Source organism: Pseudomonadota bacterium, assembly GCA_022361155.1.
Classification (GTDB): Bacteria; Myxococcota_A; Polyangia; order Polyangiales; family JAKSBK01; genus JAKSBK01.
Window position 1 is genome coordinate 1 of the sequence record JAKSBK010000506.1, and the last position, 1,180, is coordinate 1,180.

The 1,180-nt window shown below is 63.6% G+C and carries 1 protein-coding gene; it reads right to left on the reverse strand.

Features of this window, described 5'->3' with window-relative positions; genetic code table 11:
- The coding region (locus MJD61_18870; protein ID MCG8557327.1) for a hypothetical protein at window positions 1-1,180 on the reverse strand (1,180 nt) is incomplete at both ends.

The following is a 1,180-nucleotide window of genomic DNA, read 5'->3' on the forward strand; positions in this document are numbered from 1 at the left end:
GGGCCGCCATCGGCAAAGCCTCATCGGGATCAGGCGGACCCGCCCTGGTCTCAATTGGCGCCTCGTTCATGGGGTCCCCTTCACCAATGTCTTCCGTGGTGGCCAGAGCCGGGGGCTGGATGCGGCCGGAGATCACTAAGACCACAAAGACCGCGCCGGCGACGATCAGCACCATTGCCAGGGCCAGCGCCGGCGCCCCGCGGGCCAGCAGGGCCTGGAACCAGGTGGGCGGCGGCTGGGTGGCGATCTGAATCGTATGGTCCTCGCTGCGACCCACGCGGCCCAATTCGTCCTCCACCTCAACAGCCAGCAACAATTGCTGGCTGCTGGAATAGGCTTGCAAGTCCCAAATGAAATTGTTGAAAGGGGCTGTCAGGTTTTCGGCCACCGGCTGGCCGTTCACAAAGAGCGTGCTGCGCAGGACTTCACGGGGGTAGTTGTCGGGGAATTCAATCAGGATCTCCAGCGGCTGGCTGAAGGGCGAGAGCAACGTGGGGTCTTCTTCGTAAGGCAGGCGCTCAATGCGGCTGGGCGGGGTGACAAAGATCGGGTTGGGCGGCAGAATAATGAAGCTGTAGCTCAACGGCTGCGATTCGACGACCACATCCTGGCGCGCCCACTGCAATTGCACGCTGTGCTCGCCGGAGCTGCTCGCCGGCGACTCATACTGAAAGTAATAAGCTTGCGAGAGCGGTGTGAAGTAGGTATCTGGATTGGGCAGCAGCTCTTCGTTAGAGAATAGAAAGGCTTGTCCACCGCTAATCGCTGCCAGGTTCTGCAGCGCCGCGGCCTCCTCCGAGGCCAGGCGAGCCGGCGCATCCACCAGCCACAGGAAGAGCGGGATGCCCTGTTCCTCCAAGGTCGCCGCCCACTCGCCCAGGCGACCCAGCTCTGCGGCCGGCGGCACGGCGCTGATCAGCCACAGACTCTGGGCCATACCGGGCAGGGGCGGCTCCGGCTCTATCCTCGTCAGCGCCTGGTCAAAGATCAGCAGATCGTTGCTGGTGCGGCTGGTGGCCGGGACATAGTCCTGCAACGCGGCTCCCCATTGGCTGGCGAGCAAATGCTGGGCCAACAGGCCGCTCGGCGTGAACAAGCTCAGGGTTAGCGTTTCGATATCCGCCTGGGCCGCGGCCCAAGCCAGCATCTGCGCCTGCACCTGTTCATAGCGGCTGACCCC